Below are 16,487 nucleotides of genomic sequence, written 5' to 3' on the forward strand. Positions count from 1 at the left end.
CAGAGAAGCCGCCATGACCGCCATCGCTCGTATCACCCTGTTATCACTGGTCCTGGGGGTGAGCGCTTGTACGGTCCAGCGGCCGGCACCGACTTCCTCCGAGCCGATTCCACCTTCGCTACCTACCACTCGCCCGGTTCCCTCCCAGGCTCCGGGCAAGCCAGCCACCACGATTCCAGCGGCCAAGCCGCTGCCTCGCACTTCCGCCAGCTTTGCCCCGCCACCGGGTGGTCACAGCCACTGGGATGCACGGCTGGGGGTCTATGTGCTGGATAACCAGAGCAACACCTTCTACCGCCAGCGCACCTATTACCGCTGGAACAACGGCTGGAGCCGCTCCATCAGCCCCGACGGCCCTTGGGAAGACACCGACATCCACGGTGTGCCCGCAGGCCTTGGGCGTCAGTTCCAGTAATTCGCGCCCCCTGGCAGCAGCACGGCGGTGCAGGCCCGGGCCTGCGCCGAGGGGCATTATTTAAGCCGCGCAGCACCTGGCCGATACAGCGGGGTGTTCCCCAGTAGCAGCCCTAGAGCGCCCGATGAAGAAAGACCTGAACAAACCCTATTTCGTGCCGATGCTGTTCTGGCTGCTGGTGCTCTGTGTGCTGTTGCTGGTGTATGGCCTGGGGCCGGCCGAAGTGCCGGAGTTGATCTACCTGTCGGTGCAGCCGCTGTCGCTGCTGGTGGTCTTTGCCTTCTTCTACTACTTCTGCTGCTGGAGCCTGATCTCGGTGTTCCGACTCGGCGAGGTGGGCTGGAAGAAGGTCGACTATGTTTGGCTGGCCCTGGCTTCCCTGGCCCTGGTTGGCGCCACCCAGGTGGTGCGGGTGGACTGGTTCCAGTTCGACTATCGCCAGGCGCAGAGTGCCGAGGCGGGGCTGCAGCGCCGGACCCTGGCGGATCTCGATGACATGCTGGCCGCGGAGCACTGCAAGGCGGCTACCGAGCGCTACGAGCCCCAGGACGCGGCCCAGGTTACGAGCCTGTGCGAGCGTTTCGCCAACCTGCCGCGCATGGCCGACGGGCGCCTGTCGCCGCTGGCAGTGATCCAGGTGGAGCAGGCCCTGGGGGATCTGCGGGGTGAGTATTCCTCGCCACTGGTCAGCCAATGGCTGCAGCGCCTGAGTGAGGATTTTGCCGAACGCCCCAGGTTGCAGGCCGATGTGCAGCGCTTGCATGGCCTGACCAACGCCAGCCGGGCCGAAAAGCTCTACAGCTATTTCGCGCCATTGCTGCTGGTGGTCGCCCTGGCCTTGCGCGCCGCCAAGGTCACCGGCGAGGTGCTGCTCAAGGCGCCACGGCGGCGCAAGCTGTGGCTGATCGTCAATCGTCGGGTGGTGCTCGATGGCCTTGGTTTTGTCCGCGGCGCCCGCGCCCGGTTCGATGAAGCCCTGAGGAACTGGCGTGTGGCGCAATGGGGAGTGGTGCACCTGGCCTGTCCGTTCATTGCCCCGCCCAGCCCGCAGGACACCCCGGTGGCGGTGACGCCGGGCTTCTACGAGAACGAATTCCAGATGGCGACCCTGGCCGACTTCGACAGCAGTGGTTTTGTCGAGTGGGCCGCCACCCAGACCATCGATATCCTCTACCTGGTGGGTGAAACCGATGCCGGGCTGATCGAGCGCGTGCGGCGCTGGGGCGAGGCGGCGAAGATCGAGGTGCTGGTGCGCGAGCGCATCTGAGGCGCCCGCGACCATTAGCCGGGTAGGCGTGGTCTCAGTTACGGGGGTGGGGCTTGTCTCGCACCCAGAGGAAACGCAGCAGCGCCAGCAGCGGCAGGGCGCTGCCGACCCAGACCACCCCCGGCCAGCCGCCCCGTTCGTAGACCAGGCTGGCAATCGACGAGCCACAGGCGCCGCCGATAAAGATGCTGGTCATGTACAGGGCATTGAGGCGTCCGCGGCTGTGGGCGTCCAGGGCATACACCGCCCGTTGTCCGAGCACCATGTTCATCTGCACGCAGAAATCCAGGACCACCCCGGTCACGGCCATGCCGATCACGCTGTAGGCGGGATGCACCAGGCTCGGCACAAAGCTCAGGGCCGCCAGCAGCATGGCCAGCAACGAGGCGATGCGGGTATGGCCGGCATCCGCCAGGCGACCGCTGATGGGCGCGGCGATGGCGCCGATGGCTCCCACCAGGGCGAATATCGCGATCTGGCTTTGCGACAGGCCATGCTGGCGTGCCAGTTCCAGGGGCGCCGCGGTCCAGAACAGGCTGAAGGTGGCGAACAGGCAGGCCTGGTAGAAGGCCCGTTGCCGCAGCACGGGTTGCTGGCGCAGCAGGCTGCCCAGGGAACCCAGCAACTGCCCGTAGCTGGCACTGTGGGCCGGCTGGCGCTTGGGTATGGTCAGCAGCAGCACCAGGCTGATGGCGGCCATCAGCGCCGCGGCCATCACGAACATGGCGCGCCAACCGAAGTGGTCGGCCACCAGGCTCGACACCGGGCGTGCCAGTAGAATCCCCAGCAGCAACCCGCCCATGATCCCGCCCACCACCCGACCGCGAGAGGCCTCGGGGGCCAGGTGCGCCGCCAGGGGAATCAGGATCTGCACCGACACCGAACTGAAACCGATCAGCAGCGATACCAGCAGAAAGGCATTGGGCTGCTGGGTGCAGGCCGCGGCCAGCAGGCTGAAGATGGCCAGCAGGGTGGTGCAGATCATCAGCCGACGGTTTTCCAGCAGGTCGCCCAGGGGCACCAGGAACAGCAGCCCCAGTGCGTAGCCGATCTGGGTCAGGGAAACGATCAGGCTGGCCAGGGAGCTGGACAGGCCGAGGTCCGGGGCGATCAGCTCGATGATGGGTTGCGCGTAGTAGATATTGGCGACTATGGCCCCGCAGCAAAAGGCGAACAGCAGCACCATGCCGCGGGTCATGCTCAGGCTGGCGGCGGGCAGCGCCTGGGGAATCGAGGACATCTTGGCTCTCATGGCGGTAAAGGGGGGCGCAGGCTGGGTGCTGGCGCAGGGGCGGAACTGCAGGTCGCTGGGCGGTGCAGTGGTGTTTCAAGGCGTCCCGGTGCATTGGGAAGGTGCCGCGACCGAGGGCTGATGATACATTTACTTACATCTTGTTCGATAGCTTGCTTATGTTCTTCCGGGCCCAGGTGCCGGTTTCCCGGCTCCGTCGCTGGCCTTCCTGTCGAGGAGCCACCTGATGAATCGATCGTTGCAGGGTCTGTTGTACCGCCTTCCAGCCATTGCCCTGGCGCTGGCCCTGGGCTGTGTCGGGGCCCTGGCCCAGGAGGCCCCGGGCATGCGTATCGGGGTACGTGGAGAAATCACCGGCGTCGGCGGCGACCTGCTCAAGGTGCATGCCAGCACTGGCGAGACGGTCAGTGTCGAGCTCACGCCCCAGACCCAGGTGCGCGCCGTGACCCTGGCCAATATCGAGGACATCAAGCCCGGCAGCTACATCGGCACGGCGGCCATGCCCATGGCCGACGGCAGTCTCAAGGCCCTGGAGGTGCATGTGTTCCCGCCGCAGATGGTCGGCACCGGCGAGGGGCATCGGCCCTTCGACCTGGTCAAGGGCAGCAGCATGACCAATGGCAGCGTTGGCGACCTGGTGGTGAGCAACGGCCGCACCCTGACCGTCAACTACAAGGGCGGGCAGCAGAAGATCCTGGTGCCGGATGACGTACCCATCGTCAACCTCGCGCCGGGGGATCGTAGCCTGCTCAAGCCCGGGGTCAAGGTGGTGATGTTCGTCACCCAGAGCGCCGACGGCAAACTCACCGCGCAATCGATTTCCGCCGGCAAGGATGGGGTCGCCCCGCCCATGTAAAGGCGCCGTGCAGCCGCCTCTGGTGGCGTTGGCCGAGCCTTGCATTGCCAAATGTTGCAGCGACGCCCCGGCAGTGGCACTCGACCGGGCCTTGGTTTAGGGTTTGCGGTCGTTCAACGCGGCGGGAGCGCCTTATGGAAAAGTCAACGTTCAATCCGGCCAGTGTGTTCAATTCACTGCAGTACGGCTTCAGCCAGGCGGTGGAAGTGCGTGGCGGCCGGCGCCTGCTGCTGTCCGGGCAGGTGGGGGTGGATGCACAGGAGCGCACGGTCGGGCCGGGCCTGCGAGCGCAGACCGAGCAGGCATTCGACAATATCGAGAAGGTGCTGGCCGAGGCCGGTGGCCAGCTGGCGGATGTGGTGATGCTGCGCATCTATATCGCCGAAGCGGCGCGGGAGCAGCAGGAGCACATCAGCGCGGTGCTGCTGGAGCGTTTTGCCAGCCAGCCGCCGGCGTCTTCCTGGATCATCGTCAGTGGCCTGTCGCTGCCTGAATGGCTGATCGAGGTCGAGGCCGAAGCGGTGCTAGAGGAGCGCCAGCAGGCGGTGGAAACGGCCTTGTTCAGCCCGGCGCGAGCGCTGTGAGGGCCTTGATCGCAGGATGAAAAAAGCGACCTTGAAGGTCGCTTTTTCATGTGCGGTATCCGCTTACTTGGCGTTGGTGTAGATCTGGTCGAAGATCCCGCCGTCGTTGAAGTGAGTCTTCTGCACGCTGCGCCAGTCGCCGAAGGTTTTCTCCACTGAGAGGAAGTCGACTTTCGGGAAGCGGTCGGTGTACTTGGCCAGCACTTGCGGGTCCCGTGGGCGCAGGTAGTTGTTGGCGGCGATTTCCTGGCCTTCCGGCGACCACAGGTATTTCAGGTATTCCTCGGCGGCGGCGCGAGTGCCTTTCTTCTCTACCACCTTGTCCACCACCGATACCGGTGGCTCGGCTTCGGCGGACACGCTTGGGTAGATCACCTCGAACTGATCGCGGCCAAATTCCCGGGCGATCATTTCCGCTTCGTTCTCGAAGGTCACCAGTACGTCGCCGATCTGGTTGGTCATGAAGGTGGTGGTGGCGGCGCGGCCGCCGGTATCCAGCACCGGTGCCTGCTTGAACAGCTTGCCGACGAAGTCCTTGGCCTTGTTCTCGTCGCCACCGTTCTTCAGCACATAACCCCAGGCCGAAAGGTAGGTGTAGCGGCCGTTACCCGAGGTCTTGGGGTTGGGCACAATCACTTGCACGCCATCCTTGAGCAGGTCCGGCCAGTCTTTCAGGGCCTTGGGGTTGCCCTTGCGCACGATAAACACCGTGGCCGAGGTGAAGGGTGCGCTGTTGTTCGGCAGGCGGGTGACCCAGTTGTCCGGCACCAGCTTGCCGTTGTCGGCCAGGGCGTTGATGTCGGTGGCCATGTTCATGGTGATGACGTCCGCCGGCAGGCCATCGATCACCGAGCGCGCCTGTTTGCTGGAACCGCCGAAGGACATCTGCAGGGTGATGTTTTCGTTGTGCTCGGCTTTCCAGTGTTTCTGGAAGGCGGCGTTGTAGTCCTTGTAGAAATCGCGCATCACGTCGTAGGACACGTTGAGCAGGGTCGGTGCGGCCTGGGCAACGCTGCCCAGGGCCAGGCCGGCGGCCAGAAGCGAGGCGCTGAAGAGTTTTTTCACTGCACATTCCTTTTGTTCGAGAGTGAAGGCAATTTGCCGCCGACTATAGCCGGGGCGATATATCTCTTTAAAGATTAAAAAGTACTTTGCTTATTCCATTTTCTTGAACAGCGCATTACCACAACGGGAGCAGAACGCGGCGGCCGGTTCATGGCTGTTCTTGCGGCACACCGGGCAGTCGTGCTTGAGCTGTTCGCCGCGCATGGCGCTGGCCAGTTCCGCGGTGAAGATCCCGGTGGGCACGGCGATGATCGAGTAACCGGTGATCATTACCATGGACGAGATCATCTGGCCGATCACGGTCTTGGGCACTATGTCGCCATAACCCACGGTGGTCAGGGTGACGATGGCCCAGTAGATGCTCTTGGGAATGCTGGTGAAGCCATGCTCCGGGCCTTCGACCACGTACATCAGGGTGCCGAACACCGTGACCAGGGTGCAGACGCAGAGCAGGAACACCAGGATCTTCTGCTTGCTGCCGCGCAGCGCATCCAGCAGGTAGTGGGCCTGCTTGAGGTAGGGCGCCAGCTTGAGCACGCGGAAGATCCGTAGCATGCGGATGATGCGGATGATCAGCAGGTACTGGGCGTCGCTGTAGTAGAGGGCGAGGATGCCGGGGACAATCGCCAGCAAATCCACCAGGCCATAGAAGCTGAAGGCATAGCGCAGCGGCTTGGGCGAGCAGTACAGGCGCAGGCCGTACTCCAGGGCGAAGATCAGGGTGAAGCCCCATTCGATATAGGCCAGCACATTCGCGTAGTTGCGGTGCACCTCGTCGATGCTGTCGAGGATCACTATCACCAGGCTGGCGAGGATGATCAGCAGCAAGGTGCTGTCGAAGCGTCTTCCAGCCACGGTATCGGTCTGGAAGATCATCACGTAGAGGCGTTGCCGCCAGTTGTCGCTGTTACCCATGGAAATCGCCTGGATCAAAGATCAGCGAAGCCTAGGGGGTGTGGCCGGGGGAGCGCAAGGTGCGCGGTGGCGGGCCAGGACCCGGTCGCCGGCGTGCACCAGCCAGCAGGCCAGGACAAAGGGCGCGGTCAGCGGTGCCAGGCCCAGGGCAAGCAGCCCGGGGGTGATCAGCAGTGCCAGGCCGATGCCCAGCAATGGCCGCCACGGGCCGCGGGCTTGCTGCCCCAGTGCCAGGGCCGCCAGGGCACTGTTATAGCCGGCGAGCCCCAGCAGGGCCTGGCCGGGTTCCCCTTGCAGCAGCGCCAGCAGCAGCCCGCAGGTTGAGCCGAGCAGGGCCCAGGCCGCTGCGCGGCGATTGGCCAGCAGCAAGCCGAAGGCAATTAACAGCCCGGCCAGGGGCGAGGCGAGGAACATGATCTGCCCCAGGCCCTGGAACAGGCTGCCCAGAACACTCCAGGGCGATAGCTCTGCAAGTGTTGGCGGCGCCGCCGGCAGCGGTTGCAGCAGGCTCAGCAGCAACCAGCCAAGGCCGACGAAAGGTGCGGTATAGGCCGGCAGGCTGGTGGGGTGGCGGGCACGCTTGAGCCATTGCTGGGTGATGATCGCGCTGAGGCCGCCAGCGGCGATGATCAGCGGCGCCAACAGCACCGACCAGGGCAGGTACAGGCTCAGCAGCAGGCCCAGCAGTACGCCGTTGTAGCTGAACAGCCCGGCCTGGCGATCGGCCTTGGCATAGCCGCGCCGTTGCGCGGTGAGCAATCCGGCCAGGGCACCGAGCAGGGCACCGCCAAGCAGCGTGGGCGCGCAGATCAGGATCGCCAGCAGGCACAGCAGGCCGCACAGCGGGTGGCGCTGGAGGAAGATCTGGCTGAAGCCGTTGAGCAGGGCAGTGGCCCAGTCAGGGCAGAAGGCATTGAAGGATTGGGCAGGCATGGCAGACGTCATTGGTTGCGGCCGGTGCTGCTGGCGGCGAATGATCGGTGACCTCTGAAGGGTCTTGGGATCGTTGCGCGGCCCGGCGTATTGCTGCTCCGGGCTCGCGCGGTTCGTCGCCTGCGGCAACGGCTACAGGTCTAGAGAAGGGTTTCGACACGCAGGGAGTTAGTCGTCCCCGGCTGGCCAAAGGGCACGCCAGTGGTGATCACCACGGTATCGCCGCGCTTGGCCAGGCCCTGGGCCTGGGCAATTTCCAGGGCCGTGGAGCAAACCTCGTCGACCTGGCGCAAACGGTCGTTGACCACCGAATGCACGCCCCAGGCCAGGCTCAGGCGGCGCGCGGTGGCCAGGTTTGGCGTCAGGTTGAGGATCGGCACCGCAGGTCGCTCGCGGGCGGCGCGCAGGGTCGAGGCCCCGGATTCGCTGTAGTTCACCAGCACCGCCACCGGCAGGATGCTGCACACCCGGCGGATCGCGCAGCTGATGGCGTCCGACACCGTGGCTTCGGCCTGGGGGCGGCTGACATCCAGCTGGGTTTGGTAGTCCGGGCCGCTTTCCACCTGGCGGATGATCTTGCTCATCATCTGCACCGCCTCCAGCGGGTATTCGCCGGACGCGGTTTCCGCCGACAGCATGACCGCGTCGGCGCCCTCGGCCACGGCATTGGCCACGTCGGTGACCTCGGCGCGGGTGGGGGCCGGGGAAAAACGCATCGATTCGAGCATTTGCGTGGCCACCACCACCGGCTTGCCCAGCTGGCGGCAGGTGCCGATGATGTTTTTCTGGATCTGCGGCACGCTTTCCGCCGGCACCTCCACCCCCAGGTCACCCCGGGCCACCATGATCGCGTCGCTCAGCTCGGCGATTTGCCGCAGTTGTGTGACGGCCGAAGGCTTCTCGATCTTGGCCATCAGGTAGGCCCGGTCGCCGATCAGCGCGCGGGCCTCGCGGATGTCTTCCGGGCGCTGCACGAAGGACAGCGCCACCCAGTCCACCCCCAGTTCCAGGCCGAAGCTCAGGTCGCGGCGGTCCTTGGCGGTCAGCGGGCTGAGGTCGAGCACCGCCTGGGGCACGTTGACCCCCTTGCGGTCGGAGAGCTCGCCGCCATTGAGCACCGTGGTGTCGATGGCGTCGTCCTGCTTGGCAATGACCCGCAGGCGCAGCTTGCCGTCGTCCAGCAGCAGGTCCATGCCGGGTTCCAGGGCGGCGATGATTTCCGGGTGTGGCAGGTTGACCCGCTGGGCGTTGCCCGGGCTTGGGTCGAGGTCCAGGCGCAGGGCCTGGCCACGCACCAGCTGGACCTTGCCGTCGGCGAAGGTGCCGACCCGCAGCTTCGGCCCCTGCAGGTCCATGAGGATGCCCAGGGGATGGTTCAGCTCACGTTCGAGCTGGCGGATCCATTCATAGCGCTGGGCATGATCGGCGTGGCTGCCGTGGCTGAAGTTGAGGCGGAAGATGTTCACTCCGGCTTGCACCAGTTCACGGATGTCCTCGATGCCGTCAGTGGCCGGGCCCAGGGTGGCAAGGATCTTGACCTTCTTGTCAGGCGTCATGTTTGGGGCTCTCGAGAATCAGGATGGCGCGGAAGTCGTTGACGTTGGTGCGGGTCGGCTCGGTGACAATCAGGTCGCCCAGGGCGGCGAAGTAGCCGTAGCCGTTGTTGTTGTCCAGCTCATCGCTGGCGCAGAGGCCCAGGGCCGCGGCGCGGGCGTAGCTGTCCGGGGTCATGATTGCCCCGGCGTTGTCCTCGGAGCCGTCGATGCCGTCGGTATCACCGGCCAGGGCGTAGATGCCCGGGTGGCCCTTGAGGCTGTCGGTGAGGCTCAGGAGGAATTCGGCGTTGCGTCCGCCACGGCCGTTGCCGCGCACCGTCACCGTGGTTTCACCACCGGACAGAATCACGCAGGGCGCCGCCAGGGGCTGGCCATGCAGGGCCACCTGGCGGGCGATGCCGGCGTGGACCTTGGCCACCTCGCGGGATTCGCCCTCCAGGTCGCCGAGGATCAGCGGGCTGAAGCCGGCCCGACGGGCTTTCACCGCGGCGGCTTCGAGGGATTGCTGGGGCCGGGCGATCAACTGGAAGTGGCTGCGTTCCAGGCACGGGTCGCCGGGCTTGACGGTTTCCGACGCGGGGCTCTGCAACCAGTTGCGCACCGCCGCCGGCACTTCAATGGCGTAGCGCTTGAGGATCGCCAGGGCTTCGGCCGAGGTGCTGGGGTCGGCCACCGTGGGGCCGGAGGCGATGACCGTGGCCAGGTCGCCAGGGACATCGGAAATTGCGTAGGTGTAGACCGTGGCCGGCCAGCAGGCCTTGGCCAGGCGTCCGCCCTTGATCGCCGAGAGGTGCTTGCGCACGCAGTTCATCTCGCCGATGGTGGCGCCGGATTTCAGCAGCGCCTTGTTGATCGCCTGCTTGTCGGCCAGGGTGATGCCCGCGGCGGGCAGGGCCAATAGCGCCGAACCGCCGCCGGAGAGGAGGAAGATCACCCGGTCCTGTTCGCTCAGGTCGCTGACCAGCGCCAGCACGCGCTGGGCCACGGCCAGGCCGGCGGCATCGGGCACCGGGTGGGCGGCTTCCACCACTTCGATCTTGGTGCAGGGCGCGCCGTGGCCGTAGCGGGTGACCACCAGCCCTGAGACTTCGCCCTGCCAGTGGCGCTCCACCACCTGGGCCATGGCCGCGGCAGCCTTGCCGGCGCCGATGACGATCACCCGGCCGCTGCGGTCGCTGGGCAGATGAGCCTCGAGCACCTGTTGCGGATGGGCGGCATCGATGGCTGTGGCGAACAGCTCACGGAGGAATTGTTGCGGATCGACCGACATGGCGGACTCCCGGAGTTCTTGTTATTGGGGGCTTGAAGCGGGGGTGTAGCCACTGCCGAAGGCCCGCAGGGCCTATCCATGGCCCGCCGTGAGGCGTTTCCTGCGGTGCATTGCGCAGCCATCGGCAGCGGCTACAAAGAGGCTTACTGCTTGTCGCGGATCGAGAAGTTGGCCATGTGTTCCAGGCCCTTGATCAGTGCCGAGTGGTCCCAGTTGCCGCCGCCCAGGGCGACGCAGGTGCTGAACACTTGCTGGGCGTTGGAGGTGTTGGGCAGGTTGATGCCCAGCTCCTTGGCGCCTTGCAGGGCCAGGTTCAGGTCCTTCTGGTGCAGGTTGATGCGGAAGCCCGGGTCGAAGGTGCCCTTGATCATGCGTTCGGCGTGCACTTCGAGGATCTTCGACGAGGCAAAGCCGCCCATCAGCGCTTCGCGAACCTTGGCCGGGTCGGCGCCGTTCTTCGCCGCGAACAGCAGGGCTTCGCCCACGGCCTGGATATTCAGGGCGACGATGATCTGGTTGGCCACCTTGGCGGTCTGGCCGTCACCGTTGCCACCCACCAGGGTGATGTTCTTGCCCATGCTCTGGAACAGCGGCAGGGCGCGCTCGAAGGCCTGGGCGTCGCCGCCGACCATGATGCTGAGGGTGGCGGCCTTGGCCCCGACTTCGCCACCGGACACCGGGGCGTCCAGGTACTGCGCGCCTTTCTCGTTGATCTTGGCGGCGAAGGCCTTGGTCGCGGTGGGCGAGATCGAGCTCATGTCGATGACGATCTTGCCCTTGCCGATCCCGGCGGCAATGCCGTCGGCACGCAGCAGTACGTCTTCGACCTGCGGGGTGTCGGGGACCATGATGATGACGAATTCGGCTTCCTGGGCCACGTCCTTGGGCGAGGCCAGGGCCACGGCGCCGGCGCTGATCAGCTCGGCCGGGGCCTTGCCGTAGTGCTCGGAGAGAAACAGCTGGTGACCGGCCTTCTGCAGGTTTGCTGCCATGGGCAGGCCCATGATGCCGGTGCCGATAAATCCGATTTTAGCCATGATAAACATCCTCTATTCAACGGGACCTGGTAGCAGCTGGCCGGGCGGCGTTCCGCTTGCTAGCGAAGGCGTACGGGCGTGTTCGCCGGTAGCCGGCTCCTACAGGGTGCGGTTTCAGATTGCGTTGTGGGATTTCAGCCAGCCGAGGCCCGCTTCAGTGGTGGTCAGCGGCTTGTACTCGCAGCCCACCCAGCCCTGGTAGCCGATGCTGTCCAGGTGCTCGAAGAGAAAGCGATAGTTGATCTCGCCGGTGCCCGGCTCGTTGCGCCCGGGGTTGTCCGCCAGCTGGATGTGGTTGATCTGGCCAAGGTGGTTGGCCATGGTCCGGGCCAGGTCACCTTCCATGATTTGCATGTGGTAGATGTCGTACTGCAGGAACAGGTTGTCGCTGCCGACTTCGGCCTGGATCTCCAGGGCCTGGGCGGTGGTGTTGAGGTAAAAACCCGGGATATCGCGGGTGTTGATCATTTCCATGACCAGGCGGATGCCGGCGGCCTTGAGCTTGTCGGCGGCGTACTTGAGGTTGGCGACGAAGGTCTGGCGCAGGCTGGCGCAGTCCGCGTCTTGCGGGCGGATACCGGCCAGGCAGTTGACCTGGGTGTTGCCCAGTACCTGGGCGTAGGCGATGGCCAGGTCGACCCCGGCGCGGAACTCCTCGACCCGCTCGGGCAGGCAGGCGATGCCGCGCTCGCCCTTGCCCCAGTCGCCGGCCGGCAGGTTGAACAGCACCTGGGTCAGGCGGTGGGCATCGAGCTGGGCCTTGATCTCGGCGGAGCTGAATTCATAGGGGAACAGGTATTCGACACCGCTGAAGCCGGCGTTGGCGGCGGCCTTGAAGCGGGCGAGGAAGTCCTGTTCGGTGAACAGCATGGACAGGTTGGCGGCAAAGCGCGGCATGGTGGTCTCCTGTGAGTCGGTCAAGCCTGGGGCTGGCGCAAGCGTGCGGGCAGTGCGCGGGCAACCTCCGGGCAGGGGTTGCCCAGCGCGTGCCGGGCCTGGGTCAGCGGCCAGGGGCAATCAGTCGAGCAGGGAAATCGCGGTGGGGGCGTCGTTGCCCACCAGCGCCAGGTCTTCGAATTCGTTGACCGCGTTGATTTCGGTGCCCATGGAAATGTTGGTCACGCGCTCCAGGATGATTTCCACCACCACCGGTACCTTGTAGGTCTGGAGCATTTCCTGGGCCTGGCGCAGGGCCGGCTGGATGTCCTTGGGTTCGAACACTCGCAGCGCCTTGCAGCCCAGGCCTTCGGCCACCGCCACGTGATCCACGCCGTAGCCGTTGAGTTCCGGGGCGTTGAGGTTGTCGAAGGACAGCTGCACGCAGTAGTCCATCTCGAAACCGCGTTGGGCCTGGCGGATCAGGCCGAGGTAGGAGTTGTTCACCACCACATGGATGTAGGGCAGGTTGAACTGCGCGCCCACCGCCAGTTCCTCAATCATGAACTGGAAGTCGTAGTCGCCGGACAGCGCCACCACCTGGCGGCTCGGGTCGGCCTTGACCACGCCCAGGGCGGCGGGAATGGTCCAGCCCAGCGGGCCGGCCTGGCCGCAGTTGATCCAGTGGCGTGGCTTGTAGACGTGCAGGAACTGCGCGCCGGCAATCTGCGACAGGCCAATGGTGCTGACGTAGCAGGTGTCCTTGCCGAACACCTGGTTCATTTCTTCGTAGACCCGCTGCGGCTTGATCGGCACGTTGTCGAAGTGGGTCTTGCGATGCAGGCTGGCCTTGCGCTGCTGGCAGTCATGCAGCCAGGCGCTGCGATCCTTGAGCTTGCCGGCCGCCTGCCATTCGCGAGCCACTTCCAGCAGGACGGTGAGGGCGCTGCCGGCGTCGGAAACGATGCCGAGGTCCGGGGTGAAGACGCGGCCGATCTGGGTCGGCTCGATGTCCACATGGATGAAGGTGCGGCCTTCGGTGTAGACGTCCACCGAGCCGGTGTGGCGGTTGGCCCAGCGGTTGCCGATGCCCAGCACGGTGTCGGACTTGAGCAGGGTGGCGTTGCCATAGCGGTGCGAGGTCTGCAGGCCGACCATGCCCACCATCAGCGGGTGATCGTCGGGGATGGCGCCCCAGCCCATCAGGGTCGGGATCACCGGGATGCCGGTCAGTTCGGCGAACTCCACCAGCAGTTCGCTGGCGTCGGCGTTGATCACTCCGCCACCGGCGACCAGCAGCGGACGCTCGGCCTGGTCCAGCAGGGCCAGGGCCTTCTCGGCCTGGATCCGTGTAGCGCTGGGCTTGGCCAGGGGCAGGGGCTGGTAGGCGTCGATATCGAATTCGATCTCGGCCATCTGCACGTCGAACGGCAGGTCGATCAGCACCGGGCCAGGGCGGCCGGAGCGCATTTCATAAAAGGCTTTCTGGAAGGCGTAGGGCACCTGGCCCGGCTCCAGCACGGTGGTGGCCCACTTGGTCACCGGCTTGACGATGCTGGTGATGTCCACGGCCTGGAAGTCTTCCTTGTGCAGGCGCGCACGGGGGGCCTGGCCGGTGATGCAGAGAATCGGGATCGAGTCGGCGGAGGCGCTGTACAGGCCGGTGACCATGTCGGTGCCGGCCGGGCCGGACGTACCGATGCACACGCCGATATTGCCGGCCTTGGTACGGGTGTAGCCCTCGGCCATGTGCGAGGCGCCCTCGACGTGACGGGCGAGCACGTGATCGATGCCGCCGACCTTCTGCAGTGCCGAGTACAACGGGTTGATGGCGGCACCGGGGATGCCGAAAGCGGTATCGACCCCTTCACGGCGCATCACCAGAACGGCGGCTTCGATTGCTCTCATTTTGCTCATGGTTTTGTGCCTCTTAGGTTTTGTAATTGTATACAAGTGGCTTTGCGCAAAGTGTATTCATGGCTGGCTGTGCCGGTCAATCCATTTTCTCGAGCGCTCGTCGCCTTGGCTCAAGGTCCCGTGTAACGGCGGCCTTTTGTCGCATGGGTGATTTTTCTGGATTTATTGTATACAAAAACTAAATTCATTGTGTTCTATTTGAGGTATAGGATTTCTCCAAAGAGGGGCATCCAAAGACTTTCCCCATAACAAGATAAGGACGGCACCCATGAGCGCTTTAACCTTGAAAGTCGCAGTCAACCTGGCCAACCAGGCCATCAGTGAGGGGCGCAAGATCAGCGCGGCCCCGTTGACCGTCGCGGTGCTGGATGCCGGCGGGCATCTGGTGACCCTGCAGCGGGAGGATGGCGCCAGCCTGTTACGACCGCAGATCGCCATCGGCAAGGCCTGGGGCGCGATCGCCCTGGGCAAGGACTCGCGTCAGCTGGCGCTGGACGCGCAGCAGCGCCCGGCGTTTATCGGGGCCTTGAATGGCCTGGGGCAGGGCAGCGTGGTGCCGGCCCCGGGCGGGGTGCTGATTCGTGATCAGAATGGGGATGTGTTGGGTGCCATCGGCATCAGTGGCGACACCTCGGACATCGATGAGCAATGCGCCATCAGCGCCATTGAGGCCCAGGTCCAGGCAGTGGAGGCATAACGGCAGCGGCAAGCTGCAAGTGGCCAGCTACAAGTGATGACTGCCAGGCTTGTAGCTTGCCGCTTGTAGCTTACAGCTGCTTCTCTGGCTCACAGCCCTTGAGCACTAGGCGAATGATGGTCTGCGCCGCTGCCTCGTAGTCTTCCTCGGCCAGCTTGGCCTTGCCGGTGACCACCGAGATCTGCCAGTCGAAGTCGGCGTAGGTCTGGGTCGCGGCCCAGATGCTGAACATCAGGTGATGGGGGTCGAGCGGGGCGATCTGGCCACGGTCGATCCAGGTCTGGATGCACTCGATATTGTGCTTGGCCTGGGCGTTGAGCTGCTCCACCTGTTCCGGGCTCAGGTGTGGCGCGCCGTGCATGATCTCGCTGGCGAACACCTTGGAGGCGAAGGGCAGGTCGCGGGAGATGCGGATCTTCGAGCGGATGTAGCCGCTGAGCACTTCGTTGGGTTCACCGTCGGCGTTGAACGGGGTGGAGGCCTGGAGGATCGGCTCGATGATGCTTTCCAGCACCTCGCGGTAGAGGTTTTCCTTGGACTTGAAGTAGTAGTAGACGTTGGGCTTGGGCAACCCGGCCTTGGCGGCGATGTCGCTGGTCTTGGTCGCGGCGAAGCCCTTGTCGGCAAACTCTTCACTGGCGGCCCGCAGGATCAGTTCTTTATTGCGCTCGCGGATGGTGCTCATAAACCGGGGGATTCCTTGCCTGTACGGGCGGTTGCGCATGGTAGCACCGGCGTTGCGAGGGGCTCAAGAATGCCCGCTGGCCGCGGTTTTCCTGCCCTTGCCGGCTCGCCGGCGCAGCTTGCGGCACGCTATGCTGCGCACCTTATTTTCATGCAGGGAAGCCTGGCCCATGGCTGGAAGCAGTTTGCTGGTTTTGCTCGACGATATCGCCGCGGTGCTCGACGACGTGGCCCTGATGACCAAGATGGCGGCGAAGAAGACCGCCGGGGTGCTGGGCGATGACCTGGCGCTCAACGCCCAGCAGGTGTCGGGGGTTCGCGCCGAGCGGGAAATCCCGGTGGTCTGGGCGGTGGCCAAGGGTTCGTTGCGCAACAAGCTGATCCTGGTGCCGGCGGCGCTGGTCATCAGTGCCCTGGCACCGTGGCTGGTGATCCCATTGCTGATGATCGGTGGTGCCTACCTGTGTTTCGAAGGTTTCGAAAAGCTGGCGCACAAGTTTCTGCCCCACGCCGATGATGCGGCCGAACACCAGCAGACCTTGCAGGCGCTGGCCGACCCCGAGGTGGATCTGGTGGCCTTTGAAAAGGACAAGATCAAGGGCGCGATCCGTACCGACTTCATTCTTTCTGCGGAAATCATCGCTATTACCCTGGGCACGGTGGCGGGTGCTTCCCTGAGCCAGCAGGTGGTGGTGCTTTCGGGCATCGCACTGGTGATGACCGTGGGCGTCTATGGCCTGGTGGCGGGCATCGTCAAGCTCGATGACCTGGGGTTGTGGCTGGCGCACAAGCCAGGCGCCCTGGCCAAGCGCATTGGTGGGGCGATCCTGCGGGCGGCGCCACTGTTGATGAAGAGCCTGTCGGTGATCGGCACCGCGGCGATGTTCATGGTCGGTGGCGGCATCCTCACCCATGGCGTGCCGGCCGCCCATCACTTTATCGAGGGCCTGGCCGCACGCAGCGCCGAGGTGATCGGGGGGGTGTCGGTGATCATGCCGACCCTGCTCAATGCCGTGGCCGGGATCATCGCCGGAGCGCTGGTGCTGTTGGCAGTGACCTGCCTGGGCAAGGGCTGGCGGGCAATCCGCGGCTGAGCCGGGTTCAGCCTGGAGTGGCGCCAGCATGATGGAGCATTGGCGGTTTCCAGGCTGTGGTGACCGCCC

16 protein-coding genes are annotated in these 16,487 nt (G+C 65.0%); 6 read left to right on the top strand and 10 right to left on the bottom strand.

The window, feature by feature from the left end; translation table 11 throughout:
- Positions 1-13 precede the first annotated feature (13 nt).
- Positions 14-415, top strand: a complete 402-nt coding sequence (locus J4P02_RS08950; protein ID WP_426189261.1) for a hypothetical protein — start codon at positions 14-16, stop codon at positions 413-415.
- Between the two features lie 124 nt (positions 416-539).
- Positions 540-1,682, top strand: coding sequence for a hypothetical protein (locus tag J4P02_RS08955; RefSeq protein ID WP_426189263.1), 1,143 nt, complete (start codon positions 540-542; stop codon positions 1,680-1,682).
- A gap of 34 nt (positions 1,683-1,716) precedes the next feature.
- On the opposite strand, the gene J4P02_RS08960 is transcribed toward J4P02_RS08955, so the two are convergent.
- The gene (locus tag J4P02_RS08960) at positions 1,717-2,922 is read right to left on the bottom strand and encodes an MFS transporter (RefSeq protein WP_426189265.1); all 1,206 of its coding nucleotides are present in this window, start codon (positions 2,920-2,922) and stop codon (positions 1,717-1,719) included.
- Between the two features lie 238 nt (positions 2,923-3,160).
- Here J4P02_RS08960 and J4P02_RS08965 point away from each other — a divergent pair, with 238 nt between their 5' ends.
- Positions 3,161-3,790 (top strand): hypothetical protein, encoded by a 630-nt coding sequence (locus J4P02_RS08965; protein ID WP_426189267.1) that lies wholly within the window; start codon positions 3,161-3,163, stop codon positions 3,788-3,790.
- A gap of 134 nt (positions 3,791-3,924) precedes the next feature.
- The gene (locus J4P02_RS08970) at positions 3,925-4,374 is read left to right on the top strand and encodes a RidA family protein (RefSeq protein ID WP_426189269.1); all 450 of its coding nucleotides are present in this window, start codon (positions 3,925-3,927) and stop codon (positions 4,372-4,374) included.
- 63 nt (positions 4,375-4,437) lie between these two features.
- Here the strand turns inward: J4P02_RS08970 and J4P02_RS08975 are convergent, their stop codons facing one another.
- From J4P02_RS08975 to gcl, 8 genes are all read right to left on the bottom strand, one after another.
- Complete coding sequence (locus J4P02_RS08975) at positions 4,438-5,439, bottom strand: sulfate ABC transporter substrate-binding protein (RefSeq protein ID WP_426189271.1); 1,002 nt, start codon at positions 5,437-5,439, stop codon at positions 4,438-4,440.
- Positions 5,440-5,529: 90 nt separating this feature from the next.
- On the bottom strand, positions 5,530-6,354 hold the full coding sequence (locus tag J4P02_RS08980; protein ID WP_426189273.1) for an ion transporter: 825 nt from the start codon (positions 6,352-6,354) through the stop codon (positions 5,530-5,532).
- A 21-nt stretch (positions 6,355-6,375) separates the two neighbouring features.
- Entirely contained in the window at positions 6,376-7,287 is a 912-nt protein-coding gene (locus J4P02_RS08985; RefSeq protein ID WP_426189275.1) for an urea transporter, read from the bottom strand.
- A gap of 140 nt (positions 7,288-7,427) precedes the next feature.
- A complete protein-coding gene (pyk, locus tag J4P02_RS08990) occupies positions 7,428-8,843 on the bottom strand; it encodes a pyruvate kinase (RefSeq protein ID WP_426189277.1) in 1,416 nt (471 codons plus the stop codon).
- Positions 8,833-10,113: a glycerate kinase type-2 family protein gene (locus J4P02_RS08995; protein ID WP_426189279.1), complete on the bottom strand. Its 1,281-nt coding sequence runs from the start codon at positions 10,111-10,113 to the stop codon at positions 8,833-8,835. Before J4P02_RS08995 ends, pyk begins: the two co-directional genes overlap by 11 nt.
- 143 nt (positions 10,114-10,256) lie before the next feature.
- Positions 10,257-11,150 (bottom strand): 2-hydroxy-3-oxopropionate reductase, encoded by an 894-nt coding sequence (locus tag J4P02_RS09000; protein WP_426189281.1) that lies wholly within the window; start codon positions 11,148-11,150, stop codon positions 10,257-10,259.
- A 114-nt stretch (positions 11,151-11,264) separates the two neighbouring features.
- Positions 11,265-12,047 carry a hydroxypyruvate isomerase gene (gene hyi, locus J4P02_RS09005; RefSeq protein ID WP_426189283.1) on the bottom strand — a complete coding sequence of 261 codons (783 nt, stop codon included), beginning with the start codon at positions 12,045-12,047 and terminating at the stop codon, positions 11,265-11,267.
- A 120-nt stretch (positions 12,048-12,167) separates the two neighbouring features.
- On the bottom strand, positions 12,168-13,943 hold the full coding sequence (gcl, locus tag J4P02_RS09010) for a glyoxylate carboligase (RefSeq protein WP_426189285.1): 1,776 nt from the start codon (positions 13,941-13,943) through the stop codon (positions 12,168-12,170).
- 268 nt (positions 13,944-14,211) lie between these two features.
- On the opposite strand from gcl, the gene J4P02_RS09015 reads away from it, so the two are divergent.
- Positions 14,212-14,640: a GlcG/HbpS family heme-binding protein gene (locus J4P02_RS09015; RefSeq protein ID WP_426189287.1), complete on the top strand. Its 429-nt coding sequence runs from the start codon at positions 14,212-14,214 to the stop codon at positions 14,638-14,640.
- 70 nt (positions 14,641-14,710) lie between these two features.
- On the opposite strand, the gene J4P02_RS09020 is transcribed toward J4P02_RS09015, so the two are convergent.
- A complete protein-coding gene (locus J4P02_RS09020; RefSeq protein WP_426189289.1) occupies positions 14,711-15,325 on the bottom strand; it encodes a TetR/AcrR family transcriptional regulator in 615 nt (204 codons plus the stop codon).
- Positions 15,326-15,494: 169 nt separating this feature from the next.
- On the opposite strand from J4P02_RS09020, the gene J4P02_RS09025 reads away from it, so the two are divergent.
- Positions 15,495-16,418 carry a DUF808 domain-containing protein gene (locus J4P02_RS09025; protein WP_426189291.1) on the top strand — a complete coding sequence of 308 codons (924 nt, stop codon included), beginning with the start codon at positions 15,495-15,497 and terminating at the stop codon, positions 16,416-16,418.
- Positions 16,419-16,487: the final 69 nt, after the last annotated feature.

Source organism: Pseudomonas sp. NFXW11, from assembly GCF_049887815.1.
GTDB lineage: Bacteria > Pseudomonadota > Gammaproteobacteria > Pseudomonadales > Pseudomonadaceae > Aquipseudomonas.

Excerpts from the sequence above, each read along its gene's own strand:
- J4P02_RS08950 (WP_426189261.1), top strand. The coding sequence starts at position 14 with ATGACCGCCATCGCTCGTATCACCCTGTTATCACTGGTCCTGGGGGTG.
- J4P02_RS08955 (WP_426189263.1), top strand. The coding sequence starts at position 540 with ATGAAGAAAGACCTGAACAAACCCTATTTCGTGCCGATGCTGTTCTGG.
- J4P02_RS08960 (WP_426189265.1), bottom strand. The coding sequence starts at position 2,922 with ATGTCCTCGATTCCCCAGGCGCTGCCCGCCGCCAGCCTGAGCATGACC.
- J4P02_RS08965 (WP_426189267.1), top strand. The coding sequence starts at position 3,161 with ATGAATCGATCGTTGCAGGGTCTGTTGTACCGCCTTCCAGCCATTGCC.
- J4P02_RS08970 (WP_426189269.1), top strand. The coding sequence starts at position 3,925 with ATGGAAAAGTCAACGTTCAATCCGGCCAGTGTGTTCAATTCACTGCAG.
- J4P02_RS08980 (WP_426189273.1), bottom strand. The coding sequence starts at position 6,354 with ATGGGTAACAGCGACAACTGGCGGCAACGCCTCTACGTGATGATCTTC.
- J4P02_RS08985 (WP_426189275.1), bottom strand. The coding sequence starts at position 7,287 with ATGCCTGCCCAATCCTTCAATGCCTTCTGCCCTGACTGGGCCACTGCC.
- pyk (WP_426189277.1), bottom strand. The coding sequence starts at position 8,843 with ATGACGCCTGACAAGAAGGTCAAGATCCTTGCCACCCTGGGCCCGGCC.
- J4P02_RS08995 (WP_426189279.1), bottom strand. The coding sequence starts at position 10,113 with ATGTCGGTCGATCCGCAACAATTCCTCCGTGAGCTGTTCGCCACAGCC.
- J4P02_RS09000 (WP_426189281.1), bottom strand. The coding sequence starts at position 11,150 with ATGGCTAAAATCGGATTTATCGGCACCGGCATCATGGGCCTGCCCATG.
- hyi (WP_426189283.1), bottom strand. The coding sequence starts at position 12,047 with ATGCCGCGCTTTGCCGCCAACCTGTCCATGCTGTTCACCGAACAGGAC.
- gcl (WP_426189285.1), bottom strand. The coding sequence starts at position 13,943 with ATGAGCAAAATGAGAGCAATCGAAGCCGCCGTTCTGGTGATGCGCCGT.
- J4P02_RS09015 (WP_426189287.1), top strand. The coding sequence starts at position 14,212 with ATGAGCGCTTTAACCTTGAAAGTCGCAGTCAACCTGGCCAACCAGGCC.
- J4P02_RS09020 (WP_426189289.1), bottom strand. The coding sequence starts at position 15,325 with ATGAGCACCATCCGCGAGCGCAATAAAGAACTGATCCTGCGGGCCGCC.
- J4P02_RS09025 (WP_426189291.1), top strand. The coding sequence starts at position 15,495 with ATGGCTGGAAGCAGTTTGCTGGTTTTGCTCGACGATATCGCCGCGGTG.